24 protein-coding genes are annotated in these 26,136 nt (G+C 66.2%); 10 read left to right on the top strand and 14 right to left on the bottom strand.

Features of this window, described 5'->3' with window-relative positions; genetic code table 11:
- The first annotated feature begins 23 nt into the window (after positions 1-23).
- Genes EDF71_RS11985 through EDF71_RS11955 form a run of 7 tightly spaced genes read left to right on the top strand, consistent with a single transcriptional unit; the run spans position 24 to position 6,475 of the window.
- On the top strand, positions 24-1,256 hold the full coding sequence (locus tag EDF71_RS11985) for an ABC transporter substrate-binding protein (RefSeq protein ID WP_133856810.1): 1,233 nt from the start codon (positions 24-26) through the stop codon (positions 1,254-1,256).
- The gene (locus tag EDF71_RS11980) at positions 1,253-2,029 is read left to right on the top strand and encodes an ABC transporter ATP-binding protein (RefSeq protein WP_133856809.1); all 777 of its coding nucleotides are present in this window, start codon (positions 1,253-1,255) and stop codon (positions 2,027-2,029) included. The genes EDF71_RS11985 and EDF71_RS11980 overlap by 4 nt, the downstream gene beginning before the upstream one ends.
- Positions 2,026-2,748, top strand: a complete 723-nt coding sequence (locus tag EDF71_RS11975; RefSeq protein WP_133856808.1) for an ABC transporter ATP-binding protein — start codon at positions 2,026-2,028, stop codon at positions 2,746-2,748. Before EDF71_RS11980 ends, EDF71_RS11975 begins: the two co-directional genes overlap by 4 nt.
- Entirely contained in the window at positions 2,748-3,611 is an 864-nt protein-coding gene (locus EDF71_RS11970; protein ID WP_243854276.1) for a branched-chain amino acid ABC transporter permease, read from the top strand. The genes EDF71_RS11975 and EDF71_RS11970 overlap by 1 nt, the downstream gene beginning before the upstream one ends.
- Positions 3,608-4,513, top strand: a complete 906-nt coding sequence (locus EDF71_RS11965) for a branched-chain amino acid ABC transporter permease (protein WP_133856807.1) — start codon at positions 3,608-3,610, stop codon at positions 4,511-4,513. The genes EDF71_RS11970 and EDF71_RS11965 overlap by 4 nt, the downstream gene beginning before the upstream one ends.
- A gap of 2 nt (positions 4,514-4,515) precedes the next feature.
- Positions 4,516-5,079 carry a carboxymuconolactone decarboxylase family protein gene (locus EDF71_RS11960; protein WP_133856806.1) on the top strand — a complete coding sequence of 188 codons (564 nt, stop codon included), beginning with the start codon at positions 4,516-4,518 and terminating at the stop codon, positions 5,077-5,079.
- 22 nt (positions 5,080-5,101) lie between these two features.
- Positions 5,102-6,475: an LLM class flavin-dependent oxidoreductase gene (locus tag EDF71_RS11955; protein ID WP_133856805.1), complete on the top strand. Its 1,374-nt coding sequence runs from the start codon at positions 5,102-5,104 to the stop codon at positions 6,473-6,475.
- A 117-nt stretch (positions 6,476-6,592) separates the two neighbouring features.
- Here EDF71_RS11955 and EDF71_RS11950 read toward each other — a convergent pair whose 3' ends face one another.
- From EDF71_RS11950 to trpB, 13 genes are all read right to left on the bottom strand, one after another.
- Positions 6,593-7,846: a type II toxin-antitoxin system HipA family toxin gene (locus EDF71_RS11950; RefSeq protein ID WP_133856804.1), complete on the bottom strand. Its 1,254-nt coding sequence runs from the start codon at positions 7,844-7,846 to the stop codon at positions 6,593-6,595.
- Positions 7,830-8,150 carry a helix-turn-helix transcriptional regulator gene (locus EDF71_RS11945; protein WP_133856803.1) on the bottom strand — a complete coding sequence of 107 codons (321 nt, stop codon included), beginning with the start codon at positions 8,148-8,150 and terminating at the stop codon, positions 7,830-7,832. Before EDF71_RS11945 ends, EDF71_RS11950 begins: the two co-directional genes overlap by 17 nt.
- Before the next feature lie 240 nt (positions 8,151-8,390).
- Positions 8,391-9,002 carry a peroxidase-related enzyme gene (locus EDF71_RS11940; RefSeq protein ID WP_133856802.1) on the bottom strand — a complete coding sequence of 204 codons (612 nt, stop codon included), beginning with the start codon at positions 9,000-9,002 and terminating at the stop codon, positions 8,391-8,393.
- Complete coding sequence (locus EDF71_RS11935; RefSeq protein ID WP_133856801.1) at positions 8,999-9,517, bottom strand: CMD domain protein; 519 nt, start codon at positions 9,515-9,517, stop codon at positions 8,999-9,001. The genes EDF71_RS11940 and EDF71_RS11935 overlap by 4 nt, the downstream gene beginning before the upstream one ends.
- A 14-nt stretch (positions 9,518-9,531) precedes the next feature.
- Positions 9,532-10,839, bottom strand: coding sequence for an acyl-CoA thioesterase/bile acid-CoA:amino acid N-acyltransferase family protein (locus EDF71_RS11930; protein WP_133856800.1), 1,308 nt, complete (start codon positions 10,837-10,839; stop codon positions 9,532-9,534).
- A complete protein-coding gene (locus tag EDF71_RS11925; protein WP_133856799.1) occupies positions 10,839-12,407 on the bottom strand; it encodes an ABC transporter substrate-binding protein in 1,569 nt (522 codons plus the stop codon). Before EDF71_RS11925 ends, EDF71_RS11930 begins: the two co-directional genes overlap by 1 nt.
- Positions 12,408-12,479: 72 nt before the next feature.
- Complete coding sequence (locus EDF71_RS11920; RefSeq protein WP_133856832.1) at positions 12,480-13,508, bottom strand: oligopeptide/dipeptide ABC transporter ATP-binding protein; 1,029 nt, start codon at positions 13,506-13,508, stop codon at positions 12,480-12,482.
- Positions 13,509-13,513: 5 nt separating this feature from the next.
- The gene (locus tag EDF71_RS11915) at positions 13,514-14,542 is read right to left on the bottom strand and encodes an ABC transporter ATP-binding protein (protein WP_133856798.1); all 1,029 of its coding nucleotides are present in this window, start codon (positions 14,540-14,542) and stop codon (positions 13,514-13,516) included.
- Positions 14,539-15,477 (bottom strand): ABC transporter permease, encoded by a 939-nt coding sequence (locus tag EDF71_RS11910; protein ID WP_133856797.1) that lies wholly within the window; start codon positions 15,475-15,477, stop codon positions 14,539-14,541. The genes EDF71_RS11915 and EDF71_RS11910 overlap by 4 nt, the downstream gene beginning before the upstream one ends.
- Positions 15,474-16,448, bottom strand: coding sequence for an ABC transporter permease (locus EDF71_RS11905; RefSeq protein ID WP_133856796.1), 975 nt, complete (start codon positions 16,446-16,448; stop codon positions 15,474-15,476). Before EDF71_RS11905 ends, EDF71_RS11910 begins: the two co-directional genes overlap by 4 nt.
- A complete protein-coding gene (locus tag EDF71_RS11900) occupies positions 16,445-17,932 on the bottom strand; it encodes an NAD(P)/FAD-dependent oxidoreductase (protein ID WP_133856795.1) in 1,488 nt (495 codons plus the stop codon). The genes EDF71_RS11905 and EDF71_RS11900 overlap by 4 nt, the downstream gene beginning before the upstream one ends.
- Entirely contained in the window at positions 17,929-18,945 is a 1,017-nt protein-coding gene (locus EDF71_RS11895; protein WP_133856794.1) for a LysR family transcriptional regulator, read from the bottom strand. The genes EDF71_RS11900 and EDF71_RS11895 overlap by 4 nt, the downstream gene beginning before the upstream one ends.
- 193 nt (positions 18,946-19,138) lie before the next feature.
- Complete coding sequence (trpB, locus tag EDF71_RS11890) at positions 19,139-20,347, bottom strand: tryptophan synthase subunit beta (protein ID WP_133856793.1); 1,209 nt, start codon at positions 20,345-20,347, stop codon at positions 19,139-19,141.
- Between the two features lie 103 nt (positions 20,348-20,450).
- Between trpB and EDF71_RS11885 the strand changes: the two genes are divergently transcribed.
- From EDF71_RS11885 to EDF71_RS11875, 3 genes are all read left to right on the top strand, one after another.
- Positions 20,451-21,980 (top strand): DUF2868 domain-containing protein, encoded by a 1,530-nt coding sequence (locus EDF71_RS11885; RefSeq protein ID WP_133856792.1) that lies wholly within the window; start codon positions 20,451-20,453, stop codon positions 21,978-21,980.
- A gap of 13 nt (positions 21,981-21,993) precedes the next feature.
- Positions 21,994-23,598 carry a DUF3482 domain-containing protein gene (locus tag EDF71_RS11880; protein ID WP_133856791.1) on the top strand — a complete coding sequence of 535 codons (1,605 nt, stop codon included), beginning with the start codon at positions 21,994-21,996 and terminating at the stop codon, positions 23,596-23,598.
- A gap of 144 nt (positions 23,599-23,742) precedes the next feature.
- On the top strand, positions 23,743-24,093 hold the full coding sequence (locus EDF71_RS11875) for a signal protein (protein ID WP_243854275.1): 351 nt from the start codon (positions 23,743-23,745) through the stop codon (positions 24,091-24,093).
- Between the two features lie 49 nt (positions 24,094-24,142).
- On the opposite strand, the gene EDF71_RS11870 is transcribed toward EDF71_RS11875, so the two are convergent.
- Positions 24,143-26,044: an ABC transporter permease gene (locus EDF71_RS11870; protein ID WP_133856790.1), complete on the bottom strand. Its 1,902-nt coding sequence runs from the start codon at positions 26,042-26,044 to the stop codon at positions 24,143-24,145.
- Between the last annotated feature and the right edge of the window lie 92 nt (positions 26,045-26,136).

The raw sequence follows: 26,136 nt of genomic DNA, 5'->3' as shown, positions 1-26,136 counted from the left end.
CCGGCGGGTTTTAGAAAGCGGATATGGGTGTGAGCAAATTGGGCCAGTGGCGAGTCTTGGGCGTGGCGATGGCCTCGATGTGTGTGGTGGCCGGTGCCCATGCTGCAGGCGCAGCCAGCGCCCCCAGCGGCGCTCCCATCCGTATCGGCCTGCTGGCCCCACTGACGGGATCGGGCGGCGCCTACGGCAAGGAAGAGGAAACGGCCGCCAAGGCCGCCGCTGCCCATATCAATGCCCATGGCGGTGTGCTGGGCCGGCCCTTGGAGATCGTGGTGGCCGATGACGAGACCACGCCAACGGCCGGTGTGTCGGCCGCGCGCAAGCTGATCGATGTCGATGGCGTGGTGGCGATCACCGGCGTGTGGAGCAGTGCCGTGGCACTGGCCGTGCGCCCGGTGGCGCTGGAGAAAAGCGTGGCCTTGCTGCCCGTGGGTTCGGCCGATGAGCTGACCGAGGGTGACAACAAGGGCCTGGTCTGGCGCTTCCAGACCAATGGCAAGAACTGGGGCCAGGCCTTTGCCAATGTGGTCTACAAGGATGGCGCGAAGACGGCCTCCATCCTGGTGCTGCAAACGCCCTTCACGCTCAGCACCGTCAAGCCCTTTGCCGAGCGCTTTACGCAGCAGGGCGGCAAGGTGCTCGACACCCTCTACTTCAACCCCAACCAGCCCTCGTACCGGGCCGAGGTGGAGAAGATCTTCAGCAAGAAGCCTGATGCGGTCTTTCTGCCCAGCTACATCCCCGAGTTCAGCGCCATCGTGCGCGAGATTTACCGCAGCGGCTACGAAAGCAAGCTCTACACCTTCAGCCATGCGGCCGACAGCGGCGGCAAGTTTGTGCAGAACGTGGGCAAGGCCGCCGCAGAAGGTGTGAACCATGTGCAGGCCACGCCGGTGGGCAACAACGCCAGCTACCAGCTCTACCTGAAGCAGACAAAACAGCCCGAAGGAACCATCGTCGCCTTTGGCGCCAATGTGTTTGACGAGATCAATGTGCTGGCGCTGGCCATCGAAAAGGCCAAGAGCGCCAAGGCGGCCGACTTCAGCAAGGAAATCGCCAACGTGGTCAACACCAAGGGCCCCGATGTGCACGACCCCGTGCAGGGCCTGCAGCTGATCCGCGAAGGCAAGCCTTTCCGCTACTCCGGCGCGACGGCGGACTTCCGCTTTGCGCCCAATGGTGACCAGGTGGACCTGGACTATGGCCACTACCGCGTGCTCAATGGCGTGAGCAAGCTGGTGGGCACCACCAAATGAGCCTGCAGACAGACGATCTGCTCTCGGTTCAGGATGTTCATGTAGGTTTTGGCGAATTCACCGCGCTGGACGGTGCCCACCTGCGCATTGCGCGCGGTGGCATCACCGGCATGGTGGGGCCCAATGGCGCGGGCAAGTCGACCTTGTTCAATGTGCTGGGCGGCCAGCAGGCGCACCAGGGCGGCCGGGTGCTGTTCGATGGCCAGGACATCACGCACTGGTCCGTGCACCGCCGTGCCCAGGCCGGGCTCACCCGCACCTTTCAGATCTCGCGCGAGATGGGCGCGCTCACGGTGCTGGAGAACCTGCTGCTCGCCGCCCCGCAGCAGCCCGGAGAAAAGCTTTGGCATGCGCTGCTGAACAACGCTGCCGCGCGCCAGCATGAAGCCCAGGCGATGGCGCAGGCCCAGGCCCTGCTCGAGCGCGTGGGCCTGTGGCGCCTGGCGCATGAGCGGGCCGACAGCCTCTCGGGCGGCCAGAAGAAACTGCTGGAGCTCTGCCGCGCGCTGATGCTCAAGCCCCGGCTGGTGCTGCTCGATGAGCCAGCGGCCGGCGTCAACCCGGTGCTGGTCGGCGAGATTGCGGACTTCATCCGCAGCCTGCAGGCCGAAGGCATGAGCTTCGCCATCGTGGAACACAACATGGACATGATTGCCGCCCTCTGCGACCCGGTGTATGTGCTGGCGCAGGGCAAGGTGCTGACCCAGGGCAGCTTTGCGGAGGTCTCTGCCCATGCGCAGGTGGTCGAGGCCTACCTCGGAGGTGTGGCATGAGCGCCGAACTCCGTCTGGACAACATCGTGGCCGGCTACGGCGCGCGCGCCGTGCTGCATGGCGTGAGCCTGGATGTCGCACCCGGCTCCAGCCTGGTGGTCGTTGGCCCCAACGGCTCGGGCAAATCCACCCTGATGCGCGTGGTGACCGGGCTGATCCGCCCCCAATCGGGCCGCGTGCTCTGGGATGGCCGCGACATCACCGCCATCGACGCGCCAGGCCGCGCGCGCCTGGGGCTGGGCTATGTGCCGCAAGAGGCCAATGTGTTCCGCAACCTCTCGGTGCTGGACAACCTCAAGCTCGGCCATGAGTTCATCGCCAGCGGTGGCGCCAAGGCCTTGCGCCAGCGGCTGGATGCGGTGCTGGCGCTGTTTCCCGAGATCGTTCCCAAGCTGAACGTGGCCGCCGGCTTGCTCAGCGGCGGCCAGCGCCAGATGGTGGCCATGGGTGCGGCGCTGATGCCCTCGCCCCGGCTGCTGGCGCTCGATGAGCCCTCGGCCGGTCTCTCACCCTTGAATGCATCGCGCCTGTTTGAGGTGGTGCAGCGCGTGGCGCAAACCGGCGTCACCTTGTTCATGATCGAGCAGAACACCCGCCTGGGTCTGGATGCGGCCGACCAGGGCCTGGTGCTGGTAGCCGGCCAGGTACGGGCGCGCGCGCCCAGCCAGGAGCTGCTGGCCAACGGCCAACTTCAAAGTCTTTATCTGGGGGCGCACTGATGCTGGCGCAGCTCATCTTCAACGGCCTGGTCTCAGGCCTGCTCATTGCGTTGCCAGCCTTGTCGCTGGCCCTGGTCTTCAGCGTGCTGCGCTTTGCCAACTACGCCATTGGCGCGATGGTGACCACCGGCGCCTACCTGGTCTATGCCTTCAACGGCCCGCTGAACTGGCCCTTGCCGCTGGCGGTGGCCGCCGGCATGGCGCTGAGCATTGCGCTGGCACTGCTGCTGGACCGGCTGGTGTTTGCGCCGCTGCGCGGGCGCTCAGGCGTCACCTTGCTGGTGGCCTCGATCGGCCTAGGACTGGTGCTGGAAAACCTGGTGCGCCTGGTCGCCGGCAATGCGCCACGCGGCTTTGGTGTGGAGATCGCCCGGCCCGCGCGCCTGCTCGGTCTGCGCGTCAACCAGGAGCAGCTCATCACCTTGGTCTGCGTGTTGGCAGCGCTGGCTCTGGTGTGGCTGGTGTTCCGCTTCACCCGCCTGGGCCGGGCGATGCAGGCCGTGGCCGACAACCCTGATCTGGCGGATGTGCGCGGTATCTCGCGCAAGAAAGTGACGGCCACCGTCTGGGCGTTGGCCGCCGCAATGGCCACCTTGTCGGGCGTGCTGATTGGCCTGGATTCGAATGTGGACCCGCAAATGGGTTGGAACTACCTGTTGCCGGTCTTCACTGCCGCCATCCTGGGCGGCATCGGCAGCCCGATGGCGGCGGTGGCGGGCGCGCTGCTGCTGGGGGTGACCGAAGAGCTGGCCACCCTGTTCCTGCCGCCCCACTACCGCACGGTGGTGGCCTTTTTGGTGATGGCCTTGTTGCTGCTGCTGCGGCCGCAGGGTCTGTTTGGCGCCAAGTGGGTGCGCAAATGACAAGCTATCTGATTGCAACCCTGGTGCTGGTGGTCATTGCCACCTTGTCGGGCCTGGCGCTGAACCTGCAATGGGGCCTGGGTGGCCTGGTCAATTTTGGGCTGTTCGGCTTTTACATGCTGGGCGCCTATGCCTGCAGCCTGCTGGAGATGCAGGGTGTGCCGCCACTGGCCGCCATGCTGCTGGCCCTGCTGCTGACGGCCGCGGCCAGTGCCCTGGTCAGCCTGATCTCCGTACGGCTCAGCGAAGACTACCTGGCCATCGTCACGCTGGGCTTTGCCGAATCGCTGCGGCTCTTTATCAGCTACGAGGAATGGCTGACCCGGGGCACGCTGGGCATTCCCAACATCGTGCGGCCCTTTGCCGATCTGGTGCCCGGCGCCTGGCGGGATCTGTTTTTTCTGGGCTTTTGCCTGCTCTGGCTGGCGCTGGTGTTCGTGGTGCTGCAGCGCCTGGCGCGCTCACCCTTTGGCCGCCTGCTGCGCGCCACGCGCGAGGACGCGGGCGTGGCCGAGGCGCTGGGCAAGAACGTGCTCTGGGTACGGGCGCGCAGCTTTGCGCTGGGCGGCGCCATCCTGGGCATTGCCGGCAGCCTGCACGCCTTCTACTACACCTATATCGACCCGACCCAGTTCACCACCATCCTGACGGCCTATGCCTTCATGGCCGTGATCCTGGGCGGGCGCGGCAGCCATGCCGGCGTGCTGGTCGCCGGCTTCACGGTGATCCTGCTGCTGGAGGGCAGCCGCATGCTGGCCGGCGTCATCCCCTGGCTCGATGGCGCACAGCTGGCCGCCATCCGCCTGTCGCTGGTCGGCGTGCTGCTGCTGGCGATGCTGATCTTCAAACCCAATGGCCTGCTGCCGGAATACCGGCTCGGCCCCCGCTCTCAAGAAAGCTGACCATGACCCGAATCACCCGCAAATCCCGCGACGACCTGCCCGCCGCAGAGCAACCGCTGTGGGACCGCATGCTGGCCGCTGGCGACTTTGCCGACCAGGCCGGCGTCATGGCGCAGCGCCTGCCGATCTTCTCGCAGACCTGGGCGCTGCTGCTGCAGCTGGGCCAGGAGGCGGTGCTGCCCAAGCGCTACACCGAGCTGGCCATCGTCACCGTCTCGCTGCTCAATGAATGCGAGTACTGCATCGACCACCACGGCCCCAAGCTGCTGGTCGAGGGCCTGTCGGCAGAAGGCGTGCAGAACCTGTTGGACTACGCCAACCACCCCGAGCTGAACGAGCTGGACCGCCTGGTTGTGGAGTACGCCATCGCCGTGACCCGGAACTGGAGCCAGACGCGCGACGAAATCTTTGCGCGCCTGCACCAGCACTTCAGCGAAGCGCAGATTGTCGAGCTGACCTGGCGCACCGCGCTGTGCGGCGCCTTCAACCGCTTTAACGACATCCTGCAGGTGCAGACCGCGCCCCTGGCCAGCCCTGCGGCCAGCGTGGCCGCTGCGCAAGTCTGAGCACCTGGAGAGATTCCATCGCATGAGCAGACAGCCCCGGCGTGAACTGCGCCTCAACAGCTTCCAGATGGCTGCGCCCTCCCACAACTGGGCCGGCCTGTGGAAGCACCCGCGTGACAACCAGGCGCAGTACCACCAGTTGCGCTATTGGGCGGACATGGCCCGCACCGCAGAGCGGGGCCTGCTCGACGGCATCTTTATCGCCGATGTGTTTGGCATCTACGACGTCTACGCAGGCAATGCCGATGCGGCCCTGGCGGCCGGTGCCCAGTCCCCGCAGCTGGATCCTACGATGCTCATCTCGGCGATGGCCCTGGTGACCGAGCACATCGGCTTTGGAGTGACATCGAGCCTGAGCAACGACCACCCCTTCTCCTTTGCGCGCCGCTTCAGCACGCTGGACCACCTGACCAACGGCCGCCTGGGCTGGAACATCGTCACCGGCTACCTGGAAAGCGGCGCACGCGGCCTGGGCCGCGACAGCCTGCGCGACCATGACGAGCGCTACGAGGTGGCCGAAGACTTCATGGCCGCGATCTACCAGCTTTGGGAAGGCAGCTGGGAAGCCGGCGCTGCCGTGCGCGACAAGAACAGCGGCGTGTTCAGCCACCCCGAGCGCGTGCATGCGGTGGCGCATGACGGCCCCTACTACCGCGTGCATGGCCGTGCACTGGCCGAGCCCTCGCCCCAGCGCACGCCCTTGCTGTACCAGGCCGGAAGTTCCACGCGCGGCCAGCAGTTTGCCGGCCGCCATGCCGAGGCCTGCTTTATCAACGGCCCCACACCCGCAGCAGCTGCCAAATCCGTCAAGGCCTTGCGCGCCTCTGCCCAGCACGCCGGCCGCGATCCCTACGACTTGCTCACCCTGCTGGGCGCCACCGTGATCGTTGCGCCCACCAGGGCCGAGGCCCAGGACCTGCGCGACGAATACCGCCGCTACCTGGACAGCGCCGGTCAGCTGGCGTTGGTCTCGGGCTGGACCGGCATGGACTTGTCAAAGCTCGACCTGGACGATGTGCTGCCTTTTGCCAAGACCAATGCCATCCAGTCCACCGTGGAGCACCTGACCCGCAACACACCACAACCGCCCAAGGTCCGCGATCTGCTGGATTTCAGCCCCGTCGGCGCGCGGGCGCCGGTCTTCATCGGCTCGCCCGTCGATGTCGCCGACCAGGTGGCCCACTGGGTGGCCGAGAGCGATATCGACGGCTTCAACCTCGTGCGCACCGTCATGCCCGAGAGCCTGGACGCCATCGTCGACCTGCTGATCCCCGAGCTGCAAAACCGGGGCATGTTCAAGACGCGCTATGCGGAAGGGACCTTGCGCGAAAAGCTGTTCCCGGCAGGGGGCAAGCTGCTGCCGGCCAGCCACCCGGGCGCGGCTTACCGGCGCTGATTTTTGCAGTGCAATGGGGCTTGGCACTTCAGCGCAGAAGCATGCGCCGAGGCGCAGCAGATGCGGCCATGGATGCGCGAGACCACCATGGGGCAAAGATGGCACATGGCACGCGAGCTAAGAGCGTGCTGCCTTGGTGTTGGCGCCGATAGACCCCGCGATGTCGCTCGCTTTGGTTGCACTGATGATGCCCTGGTAGTCGCCCACCCGAGCCAGAAACATTGACGCTTCCTGCGCCACTCGGTCAATCGTGGTGTCAACCTCGATGCTGCTCAGCTGCGCCTCCGCCCCCAAACGCTGGAGATGCGAGCGCCTGATGGTCAAAGCCTCCCCCGCGACATCCATCTGGTGGTAGCCGTTAGGTCCTCTGTTGAAGGTGAGGTCGTACGCGGGTGAAAGCTTCCAGGTGCCGTCCTGGCACATTCGATAGGAGAAATTCTTCCCGTGGTCGTCTCGGTTGTTGAAAATGACATTGAACACCGCACGCTCAAACGCCTTGTGGACTTCCCGCACATCCTTGGTGAATATCCTCGTCGCTTGGATCAGCGCACTGTAGCCAATGCTTGCGGGTTGCCGAAAATCTGCCCCCACGAAGGCCGCGAGCGTATGAATAGGGACCTTATGACCCCCTTCCCTGTCAAATCGCTGGATGCCGAAGGCCGACAGGTCGCCACCCAAGTCCATCCACAGGGTTTCAGGCACCTCTATCCCGCAGCGACGTGCCGACTTACAGTACAGGTCCTCTATCGCGCAAACCTCGCTGGGCTCATGCATGGCGGGGAATTTGACCAGCCAGGGGCTGCCCCCGTGCATGGGTACGGTGCTTGCTCTTTGATGCTTCGTGTCGATGTACACAAGTGCCTTGGGGCGCGCGCCGTGGGGAGAGCCGCCCACCAGCGCAAGCTGCTTTAGAAGCGCTGTGTCCTTGTCCTCCAAGACAAGCTGCACTTCTCGCGCCAATTGCTCCAAGGGGATAGGTGCCGCCTCTGACGCATCCAGGCCGCTCGCCGGCTCGAAGGCCATTGCGCCCATGGCTGTGTTTCCGATGTAAGCCAGCCGGTCCAGGACCGACAGTCTAGAAGGCTCCAGCCCCCGCTGGCGGAAGAGCCTGTCCATCAGCAGCAAGCCCCAGCCATCTGGCAAGGAGTCGTAGGCGGGCCCGGGCAGTCCCATTTGGTGCTGAAACAGCACTTTGGAGAAATCCCGCCCCCGCTGCAACGGCAGCAGATACGGAGATAGCTCAAGCCCGCGCTGGAAAGCCGCCTCGGTGTACTCAAAGATAACGGGACTGCGAAGGTCGGCGGCACCCAGGGTAGCCCAGTGGAAGCGCTCTCCCCAGCCTTCGTAGAACACATTAATCTTTTGCACCATAGGATCCTTTCGGATGTCGGACGCGAAGCGGCAGCGCGGCAGCTTTTTCAAGCTCGGCGATCGTCCGTGGTTGGTAGATGAACAGGTCCTCTAACTGTATGGCGAGGCCAAGCACTTGTACAACCGCGATGACCGTCTCAAAGGAAACGTTTTTTCCCGTCTCCAGGTTCAGCACGGTCGCTTTTGACACGCCTACTCGGCTGGCGAGCTCGGCTTGGGTGAAGCCTTGGGCAATGCGATGCTTGCGCAAGCGCCCCGCGAGTTCGGCAGCGATTTGTGCCGGAGCATACAGTCCAAGATTCATTATTTTTCTCTTTAAGCAAAATAATAACGTTTAAGACCTAATATTTTAAGTTTTAGACTTCAGCCAGTCAAACATCGACCCGGCCTTGTTTCCAGTGGCCGAGGCTGGGCAGAACCGGCGGGCGCTGCTGGGTCATCACGGGCTTTGCAACCTGGACAAGAGGCAGCCTCCACAGATAAAACAACCCCCATCGCCCGGCAACAGGCGATGGGGGTTGGTACGTCAACGCAGACAGCCGCTTCAGGCTTCCGGCATCAGCGGCTCGCCCAGGTTCAGCATCAGGCGGTTGGCCCAGGCAAAGATGGCGTCCGAGTGCAGGAGGTCCAGCACCTCGCCGTCGTTCAGGCCCTCGGCCTTGAGCGCGTCGATGTCGGCGGCGTTGATGGCGGCGGGCTGCTCGGTGATCTTGATCGAGAACTGCACGATGGCCTTTTCACGCGCGGTGGTGCCGGCGGTGGCGGGCTGCTCGAAGACCTGGGCGATGGTGTCGCTGCGCTTGGCCAGTTGCTCAAAGCGCTGCGCATGCACCGAGGCGCAGTAGACGCAGCCGTTGATGCGCGATACCACCGTGGAGCCCAGCTCGCGCTCGGCCCGCGAGAGGCCGCCGGGCGCATACATGATGGCGTTGAAGGCGGTGGAGCGCTCGCGCAGGATCAGCGGCTGGTGCACCAGGAACAGGTAGTAGTCCGAGGTCTTGGCCTTGGGATGGCTCTCTTCCAGCACGGCCATCTGGTCGGGCGTGGCCTGGTCGAGCTGGACCACATCCAGCCAGGCCTTCCACTCCAGCGATTCGTTGGTGAAGCCGTGGGCGCGGATGACCTGGGCGGGTTGGAATGCGGCGGGCGTGCTCATGCGGTGGCCTTCTCGGATGCTTTCATGGCTTGCAGGCCGGCCACAAGGCGGACCTGGTAGGAGAGAAACGCGATCAGCTGCGACAGCGCCACGACAGCCGGGGTGCTGATGCCAGCGGCTGGCAGGGTTTCCAGCGCGGCCTTGTCGCCCTCGATCGGGTTTTCGATCAGGGTGCGGGTGAAGGCCAGGATGGCGGCCAGGCGCGGGTCTTGTGCGTCCTGGGGCTGGCCGGTCTCGGCCACGGCGATCAGCGCGGCATCCACCGGCAGCTGCTGCAGGCGTTCGCTGTAGTGGGCGACCAGCTCGGGGGCAGGGGTGAGGCGGCAGGCATAGAGCGCGACCAGCAGGCGCTCGGCCAGGCTGATACCCGGCAGCGCCGGATCAAACAGGGCCTGGTAGCTGCCCTGGGTGGCGGCCACCACCTTTTCACGCTGGTGGCGGGCCGCATAGGTACGGCTGCCCGGTGCCAGACCGACCAGCCGGTCGATCAGGTCCTCGCTGGGGGATGTGGACATGCAAGACTCCTTGGTTATGTTTTTGCAGCGCCGGCCCGGGCCGCCACTGCGCGTTCTAGAAACTGCAGCACGCCCTGCCAGGACGCGGCATCGGCATGGGCGTTGTCGGGCGGGTTGCCGCCGCCGGTGCTGACCTTGCCCGAGACCGGGTGGGCATAGACCAGCTGCGTGGTCGGCACATAGGGGAACAGGATGGCGTGGCCGGCGCGCTCGAAGTCCAGCCACTGCACATCGTGCGGGTGCTGCACCTCGGCGAGCTTGTCGCGCACCATCTGCGAATACACGCTCGACGGCCAGGAGCCATCGTCGGTGGCCGACAGCAGCATCACCGGACCCTGGATGCGCTCCACCGGGATGCGCGCGCGCGCCACGGCCTCGGCATCGCACAAGGCAGTGCGCATCGCACGCTCATGGCGGTGGGGCGATGGGCCTTCGTCAAACGGTGCCCAGCTGGCGGTGCGGTTGTTCTCCCAGATGTGGGTGAGCGGCTTGCCGTCCAGCAGCCAGGTCGGGCCTTCGCGGCCCACCTGCGGGTCGCAGGCGTTCTGGCCGCTGTGCACGAAGGCGCTGGGCACATAGCCCACCACGGCCGATACCTGCTGTGCAAAGGTGGCCCCCAGCAGCAGCACCAGTTCACCGCCGCGCGACTGGCCGCTGAGCGCGACAAAGTCATGCGCCGGTTGCACCGTGCGGCGCAGCCATTGCAGGCCTTTTTCAAAATACTCCAACGGGGTGTTGGAAATGTAGGGCGACAGGCCCGGCGCCTTGAAATAGGCCAGCGCAAAGGCCGCATAGCCGCGCGATGCATAGAGCGCCGCGCGCGGCTCGTTGATGCCGCCGCCCGAGCCGTTGACGATCATCACTGCCGGGTGCGGGCCGGGGCCAACGGGCAGGTAGAGGGTGCCGACCAGGCCGTCCTCGCGCACCTCGCGGCGGGTCACGCCGGGGGCTGCGAGCTGTTGGCTGAAGCGGGCCTGCGCCTGCGCAGTGCCCGCGCTGGCTTGCAAGCTCGTCACCAACGCATCCGTCACCGGCTGGTTGAACAGCTCGCGGCTGGTGGATGCCACCGGGCTTTGCGACCAGACCAGGCCCATGCCATCGACACCGGCATAGCTGCCGGAGACGGGTGCATCGCGGTTCAGATCAACCGTACCCTGCGCATCGGCGATGAAACGCGCCTGCGCGCGCCACAGCACGCCGCTGCGCGGGGTCTCGGCGCTGATCTCCACCGCCTCACCGGGCTGGGCGCCTTCGATACGGATGTGGCGCGCCACATCGATCAGCGCGTCCGCCTGGTCAATCGTGATGGACAGCTGGGCCATCAGGGCGCCACCTTGGTCACCATGGATGCGGTGGTGCGGTCGCTGCTGAACGGGGTGACCTTCAGGCCCTTCTTCGCGGCCCAGATATTGCGGTAGTGGAACAGCGGGATGATGCCCACATCATCGGACACCACCTTGGCCGACTGGCGCAGGATGCTCTCGCGCTTGGCCATGTCGAACTCTTCGGTGGATTCGGTCAGCGCCTTGTCCACAGCCGGGTTGCTGTAGTGGCCCCAGTTGGAGGCGCCCAGGCCCTTCTTGGCATCGACCGTGGCCAGCACGTTCACCAGCGCATAGCTGGCCTCACCGGTGCCATTGCCCCAGGCGAGCATGCTCATCGCATATTCGTTCTTGTTGGCGCGGCCCGAGTACACGGCCCATGGCACCACCTCGACCTGGGTCTTCACGCCAATGCGGGTCCAGAACTGGGCCACCACCTGGGCCGTTTCCGGGCCTTGGGGGTAGCGGTCGTTGGGCACATGCATGGTCAGCTTGAAGCCTTCGGGGAAGCCGGCATCGGCCAGCAGCTTCTTGGCCTTGGCGGCATCAAAAGGAATGTTCTTGATGTCGGGGTTGTAGCCATAGGTGTTCTTGGGCATCCACTGGTTGGCCTCGGTAGCCGCGTCCTGCAGGATGCGGTCCACGATGGCGCCCCGGTTGATCGCCAGGTTCAGCGCCTCACGCACGCGCTGGTCCAGCAGCGGGTTCTTGGGCAAAGGCTTGCCAGCGTTGTCGGTGATGAAGGCATTGGGCGCCGGGTTGAAGCTGGGTTGCAGCAGCATCACGCGCAGGCCGTCGTAGGGGTAGACGGTGACGTTGGGCGCATTCTTCAGGCGTGCCAGGTCGGAGACCGAGACCTTGTCGATCACATCCACATCGCCCGCCAGCAGCGCAGCAGTGCGCGATGCGGCATTGTTGATGTAGCGGTAGTTGACCTTGTCCCAGATGGCCTTGTCACCCCAGTAGCCATCGTTGCGCTGCATCACCACGCGGTCGCCCGGCGTGTAGGAGACCCATTTGTAGGGGCCCGAGCCAACCATGGCCTTGCCCGAGTTGTAGTCTTCGGTGGCCGACTTATCGCCCACATGCTTGCTGACGATGTGCACCGAAGCCAGGTTCAGCGGCAGATCGGGGTTGGGGATATTGGTCTTGATGATCAGCGTGTGCGGGTCCTTGGCAGTCACCGATTCGACGGTGCGCAGGTAGCCGGCAAAGGTGGCCACGCTGCCGGGCACGGCGCGGGCGCGCTGGTAGGAGTAGATGACGTCTTCGGCGCTGAAGGCCTTGCCGTCTTGCCACTTCACATCGGTGCGCAGCTTGAACTCCCAGGTCTTGGGGTCCAGGTTCTTCCAGCTCGCAGCCAGGCCAGGCTGCAGCTTGTTGTGGTTGTTCTGTACCAGCAAATCCCAGAAGTGCAGGTCCACCGAGCGGTCGCCGGCGTGGTTGTTGAGCTGGGGATCCATCGACGAGACCGGGTCGGCAAAGCCGATGTTCAAGGTCTGCGCATGGGCAGCCAGGCCAGCGCCCATCAGGGCAGCGGTGAGGGAAGAGACGATGATGCGTTTCATGGCGAACTCCTGGTGAAACTGTGAAAACGGTGCAATCAAATACGGAGAAAAAGGCGGCACGCTGGTGAGCGTTCAGGCGTCGTTCAAATGGCAGGCGCTTTGGTGCTGGATGGCGATGCCCTTGAGCTGGGGCGCCTCCACCTTGCAGCGCGGCATGGCACGCGGACATCGGGGGTGAAAGTGGCAGCCGCTGGGGGGGTTGAGCGGGCTGGGGATTTCACCCTGGATGGCCGAGTAGGTCTTGTGGCGCGCGTTCATGTTGGGCACCTCGGCCAGCAAGGCCTGGGTGTAGGGGTGGTTGGGCCGGGCAAACAGCTCTTCGACCGGTGCGGTCTCGATCACGCGGCCCAGGTACATCACCACCACCCGGTCGCAGATATGCTCGACGACGCCCAGGTCATGGCTGATGAACAGATAGGTCAGGTGCAGCTGCTCGCGCAGATCCATGAACAGGTTCAGGATCTGCGCCTGGATGGACACATCGAGGGCGGCCACCGCCTCGTCGCAGACCAGCATGCGCGGCTGCACGGCCAGTGCGCGGGCAATGCCGATGCGCTGGCGCTGGCCACCGCTGAACTGGTGCGGGTAGCGGCTACGCAGCGCCGGGTCGAGCCCGGCGCGCTCCATCTGCGCGCAGACATAGTCATCAAAACCGGCCTTGTCGACCAGGCCATGGATGCGGGCTGCCTCGCCAACGATCTCATCCACGCGCAGGCGCGGGTTCAGGCTGGCGTACGGGTCCTGGAAGATCATCTGGATGCGCAGGCGCTCGGCATGGCGCTCGGCTGGCGTCAGCTCGGCCAGCGGCTTGCCGGAAAAGCGCACTTCGCCATCCGACGGGGGCAGCAGCCCGGCCGCCATGCGGCCCAGGGTGGACTTGCCGCAACCGGATTCGCCGACCAGGCCCACCACCTCACCGGGGCGCACCAGCAGATCGACATGGTCGACCGCGCGGGTAACGGGGTGGGGCTTTTCCAGCCCCAGCTTTTGCAGCATGCGTCCGCCCAGGCCGGGCTTTTGCTCGCCAAAGCGCTTGCTGACCTGGCGCAGCTCGACCACCGGGGTGTCTGCCGCGCTGTCGGCTGCTGTGGTATTCGTCATCTCGTTCATACGCGGGCCTCCAGGCCTTGCGGCGCGGTGGCACCCAGGGTGCTGGGGGCGCTGGCGGTCAGCGCCGGGTGAAAGCAGCGCACCAGGCGGCCGGGCAGCGGCTCGGTCTGCTCAGGCTGGGCCTGGCAAGCAGCGGTGGCGCGGGCGCAGCGCGCCGCAAAGGCGCAGCCCGGGGGCAGCTGCAGCATATTGGGCGTCATGCCGGGAATCTGCTGCAGGCGGCTGCCGCGCCGGTTGTTAGCCGGCAGGCTGCCGATCAGGCCAGCGGTATAGGGGTGCAGCGGGCTGTCCAGCACCGCATCCACGCCGCCCTGCTCAACGATGCGGCCGGCATACATCACCGCCACTTCGTCCGCCAAACCAGCCACCACCGACAGGTCGTGCGTGATCCAGATCAGCGAGGTGCCCTGCTGGCGTGCCAGCTTCTGTACTTCGGACAGGATCTGCGCCTGGATGGTCACATCCAGCGCCGTCGTGGGTTCGTCGGCAATGATCAGATCGGGCCGGTGCAGCATGGCGGTGGCAATGGCCACGCGCTGGCGCATGCCGCCCGACAGCTGGTGCGGGTAGGCCTGCAGGCGCTCGTCGGGGCTGGCAATGCCCATCATCGCCAGGGTCTCGCGGGCGCGGTCACGCGCCTGGGCCTTGCTGGCCGAGCTGTGGGCGCGCACCGCTTCGATCATCTGCGTGTCCACGCGCAACACGGGGTTGAGCGTCATCATCGGGTCCTGGAAGATCATCGCGATGCGGTTGCCCTGCAGCTGGCGCAGCTCGCGGGGCTTGATCTTGGTGATGTCGCGGCCCTGGAACAGCACCTCACCGCCGGTCACGCGGCCCGGTGCATCGACCAGGCCCATGATGGAAAAACCGGTGACGGACTTGCCCGAGCCGGACTCGCCGACCAGGCCCAGGATGCGGCCGCGCTCCAGACTAAAGGACACATCATTGACCGCGCGCAGGGTGCCGGCGCGGGTCGCAAACTCGGTGCGCAGATTGCGCACCTGCAAGGTGGGCACGCTGCTCATCGGGTGTTCCTCGGGTTCAGGACATCGCGCAGGCGGTCGCCCACCAGGTTGATCGCCACGATGGTGACCAAGAGCGCAATGCCGGGGTAGAAGCTGATCCAGTACTGGCCCGAGAGCATGAACTGGTAGCCGTTGGAGATCAGCAGGCCCAGCGAAGGCTCGGTCACCGGCACGCCCAGGCCCAGAAAGCTCAAGGTAGCCTCCAAGGTGATGGCGCGGGCGATCTGCAGGGTGCCGATCACGATCAGCGGCGGCAGGCAGTTGGGGAGGATGTGGCGCACCATGATGCGCCAGTTGGGGATGTCCAGGCAGCGTGCCGCCTCGACATACTCGCGCCGGCGCTCGACCAGGGCCTGGCCGCGTGCGGTGCGGGCGTAGTAGGCCCATTCCAGGATCACCAGGGTCAGCACCACATTGCCCACGCCCTTGCCCAGGTAGGCGAGGATCATCATCGCCACCAGGATCGAGGGAAAGGACAGGATCAGATCGACCACGCGCATGATGATTGTGTCGGTCTTGCCACCGGCATAGGCGGCCAGCAGGCCCAGCAAGGTGCCCACGACGCCGGCAATCAGCGCCGAGCCCACGCCCACCAGCAGGCTGATGCGCAGGCCATAGAGAATCGCAGAGTACAGATCGCGGCCCTGGCCATCGGTGCCCAGCATGTAGTGGAAGCTGTCCATGCCATTGGCCGAGCCAGGCGGCAGGCGCGCATCGAGCACGTCGAGCTGCTGCAGGTCATAGGGGTTCTGCGGCGTGATCCAGGGCGCGACCAGCGCCGCCAGAATCAGCACCACGGCGACGACGAGGCCGAACAGCGCCAGGCGCGAGGCCATGAAATCCGCCACATGCGCGCGCCAGGGTGAAGGCTGGCGCAGCGCCGCTGCCGGGGCCGTGCCCACGGGGGTGTTGGCAGGGGTGTTGGTGCCGCTCATGCCGCGCCCTCCAGGCGCACGCGGGGGTCGAGCACCTTGTACAAGATATCCACGATCAGATTGAGCGTGACAAACAGGCAGACCACCACCACCAGGTAGGAGACGATGACGGGGCGGTCCAGCGCATTGATGCTGTCCAGAATCAGCTTGCCGGCGCCCGGCCAGGAGAAGATGCTCTCGGTCACCACCGCAAAGGCGATGGTCGAGCCCAGCTCCAGGCCCAGCACGGTGACCAGCGGAATCATCGTATTGCGCAGCACATGCAGGCCCACCACACGCAGCGGCGACAGGCCCTTGGCGCGGGCAAATTTCACATAGTCCAGCGGCAGCACTTCACGCACACCGGCGCGCGTCAGGCGGATCACCAGCGAGATCTTGAACAGCGACAGGTTGATCGCCGGCAGCAGCATGTGGCGCAGGCCATCGGTGGTCAAAAACGACCACTGCGCGCCCAGAAACTCCACGGTCTGGCCGCGCCCGCTCGACGGCAGCATGCCCAGCGAGACGCTGAAGGTCATGATCAGCATCAGCCCGACCCAGAAGGTGGGCAGCGAAAAGCCCACGATGCTGCCGGCCATGATGGATTTGGAGAACCAGCTCTCGGGGTAAAGGCCGGCCAGCAGGCCCAGCGGCACGCCCAGCACCACGGCAATGACCAGCGCGGCAATCGCCAGCTCCAGGGTCGCCGGCAGGCGCTGCAGAATCAGCTCGATGGCCGGCACGTTGTAGACAAAGCTCACGCCCAGGTTGCCCTGCAGCGCACCGCCAACAAAGCCCAGGTACTGGCGCCACAGCGGCTGGTCAAAGCCCAGCTGGGCGATGATGCGCGCGCGCTCGACCTGGTCCACGTCCTGGCCGATCAGAATATCGACCGGGTTGCCGATGGCATGCAGGCCCACGAAGACGATGACCGTCATCAAGAGCACCACCACCAGGGCCTGCGCAAGGCGGCGCAGCAGCCAGCCGATCATGGTGCGTCCGCCTTGTCCAGCAACGCAGCGGCCTGGCCGGGCGGCTCGGCCGGCGTCCACTCGTCACCAAACACCTCGGGGTCGCTGAAGGCTTGCAGCTTCTCGAAATGCCACTGCACATCTTCGGCATACAGGCGGCTGCTGATGCCCTGGGCCAGGCGCTCGGCGCCCACGCTGATCGCAGGAATATCGCCGGACACCGTGCCATGCGTCAGCGCAGCCGGGTACGAGAACGCATGGATGCGCTCCAGCCCCGGGCAGGCGCCGGGAATCTTTTGCTGCAGCTCGAAGGCCGGGCCCAGGTCGGGCGAGTCGGACAGCTCCTGGTCGTCCTCGCCCTCGGGGTGGCGGTAGCGGTCGCCCCAGTTGCGCACATGGGCGGCAAAGGGGGCAAACTCGCTGCGCGCATTCCAGTCGATGCGAAAGCCGGTAGAGAACACAACAAAGTCCAGGTGGAACACGCCCTTGGACGTGTGCACGCGGATCTCGTCGCCGGTCCATTCCATGCGCTCGATCGCGCAGCCCAGGTTGAAGCGGACATTGGCATGGCGCGAGACACGCAAGGTGCTGCCCCGGGGTGGCGGCACCTGCTGCACATTGATGTAGTGCCGGATCTTCCACTTCCAGTCGTCAGGCAGGTGCAGATGGCCATGGGTGAGGCCCGGGCTGCCGGCGCCCTTGCCCTTGTTGACGCGCGGAATATCACTGCGGCGGATCAGCAGATCGACGCTGGCAGCGCCGCTCTCCAGCGCGGTGGCGGCGCTGTCCATGGCCGAGGCACCAGCCCCCACCACGCCGATGCGCTTGCCAGCCAGCTGGGTGTAATCGGTGCTGTCCGAGGAATGGGCCCAGCGGTCGCGCGGCAGGCTGCGTGCCATCTCGGGCACATAGGCGCCGCCCAGGCCGTCACGGCCGGTGGCCAGCACCACATGGCGCGCCAGCACCTGGCGTGCGCCGTCGGGGGTTTCCAGATCGAGCTGCACCACACCATCGGCACCGCGCGGGCGCACCGCCAGCACCTTGTGGCCGTTGTGCACCGGCAGCGCCAGCACCTGGCGGTACCAGCGCAGGTAGTCCATCCACTGCAGGCGAGGGATCTTGTCGAGCGCCTCCCAGGCCTCCAGGCCGAACTGCGACTCGAACCAGGCGCGGAAGGTCAGCGCCGGTTTGCCCAGCGCCGGGCCGGTAAGCTGCTTGGGCGAGCGCAGGGTTTCCATGCGCGCCGTCGTCGCCCAGGGGCCTTCAAAGCCAGCCGGCGACTGGTCAAAAATCTCGGCCGGCACGCCCATGAAGCGCAGCGCCGCGCAAGCGGCCAGGCCCGACATGCCGCCGCCGATGATGGCAACGGGCAGAATCGGCTCGCCCTCGAGCGCGGTTTCGGGCACCCAGTCCTTGGCAGGCAGGTCCAGCCAGGCCAGGTCCTGGCGCACCCGTGCTTCGAGTGCAGCCAGCCCAGCGGGCGGCAATTGGCGGTCGTCGTTCATTCGTGGTTCTCTAAAGGTTCTTGTGCGCCAGCAGCGGGCCGGTGGCCCTCTGGCAGCATTTCTTCCAGCAGCGCGGCGTGGGCGCGCGCGTCATGCAGTACAAAGCCGGGCAGCAGCGCCTGCGCCACCTCGGTCAAGGCCTGGCACAGCGCATCCATCGCCGGCGTGCAAGGCGTGGCCTGCTGGCTGACCACACCAAACAAAAAGGGGATCTCGGTATCGAGCGGGCGCACCACCACACCGTGCAGCGGCAGGCCCAGCGCCGTCACCGGCTCCAGCACCGATACTCCCAGGCCCGCGCGCACGGCGGCAATCGCGTTCACCGAGGCATTGGTTTCCATGAACTGGGTCTGGCCGGGCAGCTCGCCAGGGCGGGCGGCGGCAAAGGCTTCATCGAGGCGGCCGCGCAAGCGGTAGGGGTTGGCCATGGTGATGATGCGGCGCTCGGCCAGCGCGGCCAGCGGCACCACGTCCAGCGCGGCGAGTGGATCGTCCTCGGGCAGCACCGCCACGCAGGAGGCGCGGCCAATCCAGTGCACCTGCAGGCCGCGGTGTTCCAGCGGCAGGCTGCTCACGCCCAGCTGGGCGGCACCGGTCAGCACGCCATGGGCCACCTGCTCGGGCGAGGCGCTGCGCAGCTGGATGTGCGAGATGCTCTGCGCCATGGCGCCTTCCAGCCTTGCCAGCGCTGCAGGCACCAGTCCCGCCGCCAGCGCCGGCGTGGCCAGCAGGTTCAGCGGGCGCTGGCTGCCGCCTGCAATCTCGCGGGCGCGCTGGCGGATCTGCTGCAGGCTGTGCAGCGCATGGGCCACGTCCTCGTACAGCAGAAAGCCTTGTTCATTCGGGGTGATGCGGGGGCCATTGCGGCTGAACAGCGCATAGCCGATCTCCTGCTCCAGCTCCTGCACCAGGCGGCTGATCGCCGGCTGCGAACGACCCAGCATGCGGCCGGCGGCCGTCACGCTGCCGGTCGAGATCACGGCCGCGAAGGCCTCAAGCTGGCGAAGTTCCATGGTGTTGAATGCGAAAACCGCATTCTGAGCTATTGAGTATGCAATCTACAAATACTAAATAGACATATCCAAATAGCAGAAGCGTATTTACCCGAGTACGCGGGGGCTTGCCGCCGGCCGTGCAGACGCAAAAAAGGGAGCATGCGCTCCCTGTGTGGTGGCCGTTTCCGGCGGTTTGCGTTGCAAATTTCGCTCAGAGCCCCAGCTTCCTGGCCACGTAATCGGCGTCCTTGTCGCCCCGGCCCGAGAGGTTGACGAGGATGTTCACCCCCTTGTCCAGCTGAGGCGCAATGCCCATGGCCCAGGCAACGGCATGGGCACTTTCCAGCGCCGGGATGATGCCCTCGACCCGCGACAGGGTCATGAAGGCGTGGAGGCAGGCTTTGTCGTCCACGGCCTGGTAATCGACCCGGCCCAGGTCCTTCAAGTAGCTGTGCTGCGGGCCCACGCCGGGGTAGTCCAGTCCCGAGGCGATGGAATGCACGGCCGCAGGGCTGCCATCGGCGTTCTCCAGCACATAGCATTTCATGCCATGGATGGCACCGGGCTTGCCCACCGACAAGGTAGCGGCATGCTTGCCGGGCTGGTCCACGCCCTCGCCAGCGGGCTCCACACCGACCAGCTGCACGCCGGCATCGGCCAAAAAGGCGCTGAAGATGCCCATGGCATTGGAGCCACCGCCCACGCAGGCGGCGACATAGTCGGGCAGCTTGCCGTGGCGGGCCTGGAACTGCTCGCGCGCCTCGCGCCCGACGATGGACTGGAAGTCGCGCACCATCTTGGGAAACGGATGCGGTCCCACCACCGAGCCGATCGCATAGAGGTAGTTCGTCGGGTCCTTGAGGTATTCCTCAAACGCACTGTCCACCGCCTCCTTCAAGGTCGCCTGGCCAAAGGTCACCGGCACCAGCTTGCAGCCCAGGATGCGCATCTTGGTGACGTTGGGGTGCTCCTTCTCGATATCGACCTGGCCCATGTGGATCTCGCAGGGGATGCCCACCAGCGCGCAGGCCGTTGCCAAGGCCACGCCATGCTGGCCGGCGCCGGTCTCGGCGATCACCTTGGTCTTGCCCATGAACTTGGCCAGCAGCGCCTCGCCCAGGCAGTGGTTGATCTTGTGCGCGCCCGTGTGGTTCAGGTCTTCGCGCTTCAGGTGGATCTGCGCGCCGCCCAGCTGCTCTGACAAACGGCGGGCATGGAAGATGGGGCTGGGGCGGCCCACATAGTCCTGGAACAGCTGCTGGAGCTCATCCTGGAAATCCTGGCGCTGCACGATCTGCTCGTAGGCCTCGGCGATATCGTCCATCGCCTTTTTCAGATGTGGGGGCACCAGCTGGCCGCCGTAGTCACCGAAGAAACCGTTGGCATCGGGCATGTCGGCAAAGTTCATCATTGTTGTCATAGGCTTAGGTTCCCCTCTTTGTCTCGGTAGTGGCAAAGCCTTGTTGATACCACAGCGCTCGCGGCAAAACCTTGCAGGTTTTCCCGATGCCACAATAGCTGCCATGAAAGCTGACGCCGTCCGTGATATCGCCCTGGCCCATGCCATCGAAACCTCGCCCCCCCATGAGGCCCTGCCCAGCGCTGCGCGCTGCGAGGCCATCACGCAGGAGGTGCTGCACACCCTGGGCAAGCCAGCCTTGGGTGGCAAGGCCGGCCAGGCCGCCTTTGCCCAGTTTCTGCAACTGCGCGCCAAGCGCATCATCCAGGCCAGCCAGTTGCCGGCCGATGTGCGCCAGCTCTGGCAGCATGCCCCCGGCCTGGCGCGCTGGACGCCGCTGGCCATCGGCCTGCTGGCGCTGTGCCTGGGCTTTGCCAGCCACCGCATCACCGATCCGCACCGGGTCGATCTGTTGTCGCTGTCGCTGATGGGCATCGTGCTGTGGAACCTGGTCATGTATGCAGTGCTACTGGTTCGCAGTCTGCTGGGCCTGGCGCGGCGCCAGCCCGCCCGGGTGGTGCCCTGGGAGCCCGCACAACAGACTGCGGGCAGTGCAGACACCGCCAGCGCCACCACCGACGAACACCCCGGCTGGCTGGCCCGCCTGCGCGGCAAGGCCATGCCCGCGCTGCGCGGCAGCGGCCTGCGCAAGATGGCGCTGCGCTTTGAGCGCAACTGGTGGCAGGCCAGCGAAGGCGTGCGCAACGCCCAGCTGTTGCAGTGGCTGCACCTGGGTGCCGCCCTGGTGGCAGTCGGCGCACTGGCCTCGCTCTGGCTCACCGGGCTGACCAAGGAATACCAGGTCGGCTGGGAGAGCACCTTTCTGTCGGCCACGCAGGTGCAGCACTGGCTCAACATCCTGTTTGCCCCCACCCAATGGCTGCAGTGGACAACGCCCTGGAGCCTGGCCGACATCCAGGCGCTGCAAGGTTGGGTGAGCAGCAGCATGCCGGCGCAGTACCAATCGGCAGCGGCCCAGGCGCCGCAGCCGGGTGTGCTGAGCGCGCCCGTGTCTTATGTGGGTGAGCGCTGGGTCTGGGCCTATACCGCCTTGCTGGGCGCCACCGTAGTGGTACCGCGTTTGCTGCTGGCCCTGTGGCAGGGGCTGCGCGCGCGCTGGCGCCGCCAGCACCTGCAACTGCCACTGAACCAGGCCTACTTTGCCCGCCTGCAGCGCGATTTTGGCGGCCTGGCCACGCGTCTGGCGCTGCTGCCTTTCAGCATGGATGTGACGCCCGAGCGCCGCACGGCGATCGACCACCACGCCATCGGCCTCTATGGCGCCGGCGCCCATGTCGACTGGCTGCCGACCCTGGCCTATGGCGCGGCGCTGCCCGGCATCGATCTGCCCGCAGGCGCGCAGGCCGTGGTGCTGGTCAGCCTGTCGGCCACGCCCGAGGCCGAGGTGCATGGCGAGCTGCTGAGCCAGCTGCGCAACCGCCACGGCGCCAACGGCCAGCTCTGGCTTTGGGGCAGCGACTTTGCCGCCCGCAATGCCGGCGCGCCACGCCGCCTGCAGGAGCGCGAAGCGCTGTGGCAGGAGTTTGCCCACCAGCATGGCATCAACGCCCAGCTGATCACTACCGGCACCTGACGAGATCCGCACGATGACCGAGACCACGAACGCGCTCCACCCTTCCCCCGCACTGGCCCCCGATGCGGTCGGCGCCAGCGACCAGTCGATTGCCTGGTGCCTGCTGTCGCACACCAATATCGGCAAGACCACCCTGGCCCGCACCCTGGTGGCCGAGGACATTGGCGAAGTGCAGGACGCCGCCCATGTCACCAGCCAATCACAGCGCTACCTGCTGCAGCGCACCGAGCAAGGCGATGAACTATGGCTTTGGGACACGCCAGGTTTTGGCGATTCGGTACGGCTCTACAACCGCTTGAAGCAGCAGGGCAATCCGCTGGGCTGGTTTCTGTCCAACGTCTGGGACCGCTGGCGCGACAAGCCCTTCTACATGAGCCAGCGCGCCTTGCAGGCCGCGCGCGACCATGCCGATGTGATGCTCTACCTGGTCAATGCCGCCGAAGACCCGGCCGACGCCGGCTACTGGGCCAGCGAGATGCGCATCCTGCAGTGGATGGACAAGCCCGTGCTGGTGCTGCTCAACCAGATTGGCAGCGACACCAGCGCCGCGCAAACCGCCGCTGATTTGCAGCGCTGGCGCACGGCGACGGCCGAGTTTGCCGGCACGGTGCGTTCGGTGCAGGTGCTCGATGCCTTTACCCGCAGCTGGTGGCATGAGAAGCAGGTGATGCAGTCCATCGCGCCGCTGCTGCCCGATGCCAAGCAGCCGGCCTACCAGCGCCTGCTGCAGACCCGCGCCGCGCGCCAGCAGCAGCGCGAAGCGGCCAGCTTGAAGGCCCTGGCCGAGCAGTTGCTGCTGGCGGCCACCGCGCAAGAGACGGTGCAGGCCAGCGACAACAAGCTCTGGCAGCGCGCCTGGAACAAGGTCAGCGGCTCGGTCGCGCAGGCCATCCGGGGCAGCGGTGCTGAGGGCGCCGAGCTCAGCCCCGAGCAGACCGCCGCAATGCAGCGCCTGACCCAGTCACTGCAGCAGGCCGACCTGGCCAGCACCCAGGCGCTGCTGGAGCTGCACCAGCTCGATGGCCAGGCGGCCAGCCAGATCCAGCAACAGCTCAAGGACCACCTGAAAACCAGCACGCCGCTGGACCCGCAGACAGCCAGCCTTTGGGGGGCGCTCACGGCCGGCGCTGCCACCGGCTTGGGCGCCGACATGGTCGCTGGTGGCATGACCCTGGGCGCCGGTGCACTGGTGGGCGCCTTGGTGGGCGCCGTCACCTTTGCCGGCGCCGCCTGGAGCGCCAACAAGATGTTTGACCAGCAGGCCCAGCGCTTTCACCTCTCACCCGACTACCTCAGCGCCCTGACCGGCCAGCTGCTGCTCAAGTACCTGGTGATCTCGCACTTTGGCCGGGGGCGCGGGCGCTACACCAGCCCCAGCGCACCTGCGCAGTGGAGCGAGGCCGTGCAGGCCGCCGTGCAGCACCGCGCCACCCAGTGGCAGCAGCAGTGGAAAGCACTGGGCAGCCTGGCGCCCGACGCGGGCTTGAGCAGCGAGGCACGTGCCGCCCATCTGCAGGCGCTGCAGCTGCAGCTGGGCGAATGCCTGCACCAAGCGCTGGACCGCCTCTACCCCGGCATGGATCGACCGGCAGCCAGTGCTGATACAAATACTCAATAAAAACAAGCAATTACAAAATAACCAGCGATAAAGAACATCAATTCGCATTGACCCGGTTGTTTTTTGTGCATGCCCGCCGCAGCATGGAACTGCCATGGCCCTGCGGCCTGGCATCCCGACCAACATAACGACAGGAGAGTTTTTATGCGTAACACCTGGAAAGCCTGGATCAGCGGTATCGCCCTGTGCAGCACCGCAGCCGTTTTTGCCCAGACACCAGCCGCAGGCACGGCCCCGGCCGCCAAACCGGCGCCAGCGGCCAAAACCACCGCAGCAGCAGCGGCGCCGGCCGCTGCAGCAGACAAAGCCAAGGCCAAGACCCCCGCTCCCGGCGGCGGTGCCGGCAAGGTCTGGGCCAATACCAATTCCAAGATCTACCACTGCCAAGGCGACCGCTACTACGGCACCACCAAGCAAGGCGAGTACATGAGCCTGGCAGATGCCAAGGCCAAGGGCATCCAGCCCGCCAAGGGCAGCAAGGCCTGCAACAGCTGATAGGGCCCCGCACCAACACACTCCACCCCGCGCACCCTGGCGGGGTTTTTTATGCCCCGCGCTGCTGCAGCAGCCACTGCCACCAGCGCTTGCCGTAGCCGGCAATACCCTGTGGGAACAGCAAGACCAGCAGCAAAATCACGGCACCCAACGTGGCACGCCAGTAATCGGTGTTGCGCGCCACGGCATCGTGCAACCACGTAAAGCTGAAGGCGCCTAGAATCGGGCCGACCAAGGTCTGCACCCCACCCAGCAGCACCATGACCAGGCCATCGACCGACTTGGCCACCGACATGGTCTCTGGCGAAATACTGCCCTTGGAGAACGCGAACAAGGCCCCCGCCAGCCCGGCCACCGAGGCCGCCAGCACAAAGCCCATCCATTGCACTTTGGCCACCGCAATGCCGATGGCCTCGGCGCGCAGCGGCGCATCGCGGCTGGCGCGCAAGGCATAGCCCAGTGGGGCATACAGCACCCGCCACAGCGCCAGCACACCGGCGGTGGCCAGCAGCAGGGTCAGCAGGTAGAACCAGCGCTTGTCCTCCAGCCAGGCCGCTGGCCAGACACCGGTCAGGCCATTGCTGCCGCCGGTGACCGAATCCCACTGGAAGGTGGTGGCCCAGATGATCTGCGCAAAGGCCAGGGTCAGCATCGAGAAATACACGCCCGTCAGCCGCACCGCAAACCAGCCCGTCAGCACGCCGCCCAAGGCCGCCAGCAGCGGCGCCAGCAACAGCGCCCACAGCATCGGAAGGCCGGCCGCATTCAGCAGCAGCGCCGCGCCATAGGCGCCCAGGCCAAAGAAGGCCGCATGGCCAAAGGAATGGAGCCCCGCCGGCCCCATCAGAAAATGCAGGCTGGTGGCAAACAGCGCGGCAATGACCAGGTCCACCATCAGCACCAAGGTGTAGGACTGCGCATCCACCGCCCAGGGCAGCGCCAGCAAGGCCAGCAGCACGGCAGCGCCCACGGCCTTCAAAGCGGGTGGCGGTGCGCGCAGCGGTTGCTCGCGCAGGCCATGGCTGCGGCTGGGCGCCTGCGCTTGGCCCAGCAGGCCCCAGGGGCGCAGCACCAGCACCACGGCCATCACCAGAAAATCAGCGACCAGGGTGAGCTGCGGAAACGCAATGTCGATGCCGGCAATCTGCACCACGCCCAGCCAGATGCACAGCGCCTTGACGGTAGACACCAGCAGCGCCGCGACAAAGGCGCCGGTGAGCGAGCCCATGCCGCCGACCACCACGACGACAAAGGCCGAGCCGATGGTCTGCAGATCCAGCTCCAGGGTCGCCGGCTCGCGCGGCAACTGCAGCGCGCCGCCCAGCCCGGCCAAGGCGGCGCCCAAGGCAAACACGGCCGTGAACAACCAGGCCTGGCGCACGCCCAGCGCGCCGACCATCTCGCGGTCCTGCGTGGCGGCGCGCACCAGCATGCCAAAGCGGCTGCGGTGCAGCAGCAGCCAGGTGGCGCCCAGCACCAGCGGGCCGACCGCGATCAGGAACAGGTCATAGCTCGGAAACGCGCGGCCCAGAATATCGACCGCACCGCCCAGCCCCGGCGCGCGCGGGCCCAGCAGCTCATCGGGCCCGCAGAGCCAGAGCACCGCATCCTTGATCACCAGCACCAGTGCAAAGGTGGCGAGCAGCTGGAACAGCTCGGGCGCCTTGTAGATGCGGCGCAGCAGCAGCACCTCGACCAGGCCGCCCAGCAGCCCGACGGCGATGGCCGACAGCGGCAGCGACAGCCAGAAACCCCAGCCGCCGCCCAGCGGCGCCATGGCCTCGGCCAGCGCATAGGCCGCATACAGGCCCACCATGTAGAAGGAGCCGTGCGCAAAGTTGACGATGCGGCAAACCCCAAAAATCAGCGACAACCCGGCGGCCACCAGGAACAGCGACGAGGCGCCGGCCAGGCCGTTGAGCAGTTGCACCAGCAGACCGGAAAAACTCATGCGGCATCCTGCGCTTGTGGCCATGCCTGGCCGTCATGCCGCCCCAGCCAGACGGGCAACGGTGCCCGCAAGCTTGCGGTGCGTGCGGGGGC

Origin of the sequence: Comamonas sp. JUb58 (assembly GCF_004364775.1) — a bacterium.
Taxonomy (GTDB): Bacteria; Pseudomonadota; Gammaproteobacteria; order Burkholderiales; family Burkholderiaceae_C; genus Comamonas.
This window is presented reverse-complemented; position numbering and strand designations above follow the sequence as displayed.

Coding starts and splice junctions, on each gene's coding strand:
- EDF71_RS11985 (WP_133856810.1), top strand. CDS start 24: ATGGGTGTGAGCAAATTGGGCCAGTGGCGAGTCTTGGGCGTGGCGATG.
- EDF71_RS11980 (WP_133856809.1), top strand. CDS start 1,253: ATGAGCCTGCAGACAGACGATCTGCTCTCGGTTCAGGATGTTCATGTA.
- EDF71_RS11975 (WP_133856808.1), top strand. CDS start 2,026: ATGAGCGCCGAACTCCGTCTGGACAACATCGTGGCCGGCTACGGCGCG.
- EDF71_RS11970 (WP_243854276.1), top strand. CDS start 2,748: ATGCTGGCGCAGCTCATCTTCAACGGCCTGGTCTCAGGCCTGCTCATT.
- EDF71_RS11965 (WP_133856807.1), top strand. CDS start 3,608: ATGACAAGCTATCTGATTGCAACCCTGGTGCTGGTGGTCATTGCCACC.
- EDF71_RS11960 (WP_133856806.1), top strand. CDS start 4,516: ATGACCCGAATCACCCGCAAATCCCGCGACGACCTGCCCGCCGCAGAG.
- EDF71_RS11955 (WP_133856805.1), top strand. CDS start 5,102: ATGAGCAGACAGCCCCGGCGTGAACTGCGCCTCAACAGCTTCCAGATG.
- EDF71_RS11950 (WP_133856804.1), bottom strand. CDS start 7,846: ATGGTGCAAAAGATTAATGTGTTCTACGAAGGCTGGGGAGAGCGCTTC.
- EDF71_RS11945 (WP_133856803.1), bottom strand. CDS start 8,150: ATGAATCTTGGACTGTATGCTCCGGCACAAATCGCTGCCGAACTCGCG.
- EDF71_RS11940 (WP_133856802.1), bottom strand. CDS start 9,002: ATGAGCACGCCCGCCGCATTCCAACCCGCCCAGGTCATCCGCGCCCAC.
- EDF71_RS11935 (WP_133856801.1), bottom strand. CDS start 9,517: ATGTCCACATCCCCCAGCGAGGACCTGATCGACCGGCTGGTCGGTCTG.
- EDF71_RS11930 (WP_133856800.1), bottom strand. CDS start 10,839: ATGGCCCAGCTGTCCATCACGATTGACCAGGCGGACGCGCTGATCGAT.
- EDF71_RS11925 (WP_133856799.1), bottom strand. CDS start 12,407: ATGAAACGCATCATCGTCTCTTCCCTCACCGCTGCCCTGATGGGCGCT.
- EDF71_RS11920 (WP_133856832.1), bottom strand. CDS start 13,508: ATGACGAATACCACAGCAGCCGACAGCGCGGCAGACACCCCGGTGGTC.
- EDF71_RS11915 (WP_133856798.1), bottom strand. CDS start 14,542: ATGAGCAGCGTGCCCACCTTGCAGGTGCGCAATCTGCGCACCGAGTTT.
- EDF71_RS11910 (WP_133856797.1), bottom strand. CDS start 15,477: ATGAGCGGCACCAACACCCCTGCCAACACCCCCGTGGGCACGGCCCCG.
- EDF71_RS11905 (WP_133856796.1), bottom strand. CDS start 16,448: ATGATCGGCTGGCTGCTGCGCCGCCTTGCGCAGGCCCTGGTGGTGGTG.
- EDF71_RS11900 (WP_133856795.1), bottom strand. CDS start 17,932: ATGAACGACGACCGCCAATTGCCGCCCGCTGGGCTGGCTGCACTCGAA.
- EDF71_RS11895 (WP_133856794.1), bottom strand. CDS start 18,945: ATGGAACTTCGCCAGCTTGAGGCCTTCGCGGCCGTGATCTCGACCGGC.
- trpB (WP_133856793.1), bottom strand. CDS start 20,347: ATGACAACAATGATGAACTTTGCCGACATGCCCGATGCCAACGGTTTC.
- EDF71_RS11885 (WP_133856792.1), top strand. CDS start 20,451: ATGAAAGCTGACGCCGTCCGTGATATCGCCCTGGCCCATGCCATCGAA.
- EDF71_RS11880 (WP_133856791.1), top strand. CDS start 21,994: ATGACCGAGACCACGAACGCGCTCCACCCTTCCCCCGCACTGGCCCCC.
- EDF71_RS11875 (WP_243854275.1), top strand. CDS start 23,743: ATGCGTAACACCTGGAAAGCCTGGATCAGCGGTATCGCCCTGTGCAGC.
- EDF71_RS11870 (WP_133856790.1), bottom strand. CDS start 26,044: ATGAGTTTTTCCGGTCTGCTGGTGCAACTGCTCAACGGCCTGGCCGGC.